1 protein-coding gene and 1 pseudogene are annotated in these 2535 nt (G+C 66.0%); both read right to left on the bottom strand.

The window, feature by feature from the left end:
* Positions 1 to 71: 71 nt before the first annotated feature.
* The gene (locus PHC73_RS13850) at positions 72 to 2147 is read right to left on the bottom strand and encodes a UvrD-helicase domain-containing protein (RefSeq protein WP_300129425.1); all 2076 of its coding nucleotides are present in this window, start codon (positions 2145 to 2147) and stop codon (positions 72 to 74) included.
* A gap of 8 nt (positions 2148 to 2155) precedes the next feature.
* A pseudogene (locus tag PHC73_RS13845) lies at positions 2156 to 2535 on the bottom strand (hypothetical protein); the annotation flags it as partial.

Here is a 2535-nt window from a genome sequence, read left to right as displayed (position 1 = left end):
AAGCGGCGCACAAGCGATGGTGCGCACCTACCCGAAAAAAGCGAAGCCCATGGTTGGTTGAGTAATGCTGATTAGTCGGCCATCTGCAAATCTTCCAGAAATTCGGAAGTTGGCGTCACGCCTGAAATGAACAGGCAGTCCCGCGCTCGCGTACAGGCGACATAGAGCAGGTGCCGCTCGGTGTCGTAGACCTCCTGCAGGTCGGCGTCGTCGGTCACGGACTCGATGCGTTCCTGCAGCGGCAACACCTCGTCGTCGCAGGCCATGACGGCCACGGCGCGAAATTCGAGCCCCTTGGCCAAATGCATGGTGCCCACGCAGACCGCGCCCGGCCTTGTATCCAGGTGTTCGTCGAGCAGCGCGGCCGACATCCCCGCGCGGGCGACGGCGGACGTCGCGCGGTCCAATTGCGCCTCGGTTCGCACGAACACGCCAAGTTCATGCGGCGCCATGCCTTCGGATGCACGTTCGGCAAGCCAGGCACCGACGGCCGCGATCTCCGCCTCCTCGCTCCAAAAGCTGCGCACCGCCGGCGCCACGCCGTTGAACACCGACACCGTGCCGCGGCGCGATTCGACGTTGCCGTCCACGTCCGCGACGTCGGCGCCGAGCAGGCGGTCGGCTTGGCTCCGAATCTGGTGCGACGTGCGGTAGTTCACGTGCAGCGTGCGCGCCCGGCCGCGCACCTCCACGCCGAGCGCCTTCCACGAAAACGGCTGCTGGAAGATGCGCTGGCCAAGATCGCCAGCAAAGAACAGCGCGTTGGGCCGATCGCCGCCCAGCGCGGCCAGAAAACGCAGTTGCGCGATGCTCACGTCCTGCGCCTCGTCCACCACGGCAAAATCGAACGGCGGTGCCTGCCCGGCCAGGTCCGCGGCGAGACCGGTGAAAACCCCGGCCGGCGTGACAAGCCCCTGCGCATCCAGACCGGCGCGCACCTGTGCAAACAACGCCCACAGTGCCGCGCGCTGCGCCTCCGCCAGGCGCGTCTTGCGGCCAAGGCGCCGCACGTCCCGGTACTCCTCCCAGGTTCCGATCTGCCAGGCGTCCACCACCTCGCGCCATTCGCTGAACAGAAAGCCCGGGGTGAAGCGGCTGCCGCCCGCCTGCGCCACTGCGGCAGCCAACAAGTCCTGAATCACCTCGCCGGTCGCGAGCCGCGCCGGCCCGCGGCGCCGCTCGTACAGGCGCAGGCCAATGGCATCCATGGCGTGCACTTCGATGCGTTCGGCGAGTTGCGGCTCACCACCGATCAGCCGGCGCAGTCGACCGTGCAGAGCACGGGCCAGCGTGTCGGAAAAGGTGGCGAGCAGCACCCGCGAGTCCGGATGCGTGCGCGCCAGGTGCACCGCCCGGTGCAGCGCGACGATGGTCTTGCCGGTGCCGGCGGAGCCCGACACGCGCGCCGGGCCGCTGTAGTCGCGCTCCACCCACTCGCGCTGGGCCGGATGCAGAAACACCATCCACCGGTCCCACGGCCAGGCCAGCGCCTGCTCCAGCGCCGCCGCGTCCGTCATCACGCGGAAGCGGCGCTGCGCGTCCGGGTGATCGAACGGGTTCGTCTGCGGCGTGGCCACCGGTGCAGCCTTGGGCGTGCCGCCCGTGGCGAGCTCCAGCAGCGCTTCGGCCGCCTCGGCCGGTAGATGATCGGCAATCGTCAGCAGCGTGTCTTCAGTGGCGCCGCGCACATCGGCCAGCCACTCGCCCGGCACTCCGTAGCCGAGAAGCACCTCGTCGGCGATGTCGGCGAACAGTGGTTTCGCGGCCGGCGCTGCGGGGGTGCTGGCGACGAATTGCGGCACCGCGATTTCCCGCACCTGCTCGCGAATCTCGACGAACTGCGCCGCGCCGGTGGTGGGGTGCGTCTCCAGCTTGCGCCGCTCGGCCCAGCGATAGGCCGGGTCGTGGTGGTCCACGTAGCACAGCAACAGGCTGGATTCAGTGCGGTGGACGATGAGGCGGATGTCGGCATTCACCCGCACCGACCAGAAATGCTTGTCCCGGGCGTGGTCGAGCTTGTGAAAGCTCAAGCCCGGCGCGGCCGGGTTCAGTTGCAGGTCGAAGGCCGTGGTCTTGACGGCCTTCTGTTCGTCGCCGGTCATGCGCGCGAGGCTCGCGGTGAAGGTGTCGGCGATGCGGAAGTGCATAAGGGCGGTCAGCCGGGGTGTTTGGGGGGATGAAATACGTCGAGATGTTCAAATAATGAAACACGTCTGCCGGACGTCTTCATGCCCTCGATCAACTTGAAGTCTGGGGCATCTGCGAACAATCTCCCCCGTCCAGTCATAGAGGACTTGGCGATCGGATCTTGTAGTTTGGGCCTCACTTTTAACAGTTTCAGAAGATCATTGCTGGCCAGAAAATAGGTGATCCATGAAATAAGGTACTTGTTTCGGGACTCGTCGTTCGAGAGCTTGTGCAAGTACGCTTCAAGATGACTCACCAGCGGCTCGGTCAATCCATTGCCGGGCTTGCCTCGTATCACTTGTTCGAGAATCGCCACGATCTTCGGGAAGGCCTTTATCCTCAGGGTGC

Source organism: Immundisolibacter sp. (genome assembly GCF_028696615.1).
In the GTDB taxonomy this organism is placed as follows: domain Bacteria; phylum Pseudomonadota; class Gammaproteobacteria; order Immundisolibacterales; family Immundisolibacteraceae; genus Immundisolibacter.
This window is presented reverse-complemented; position numbering and strand designations above follow the sequence as displayed.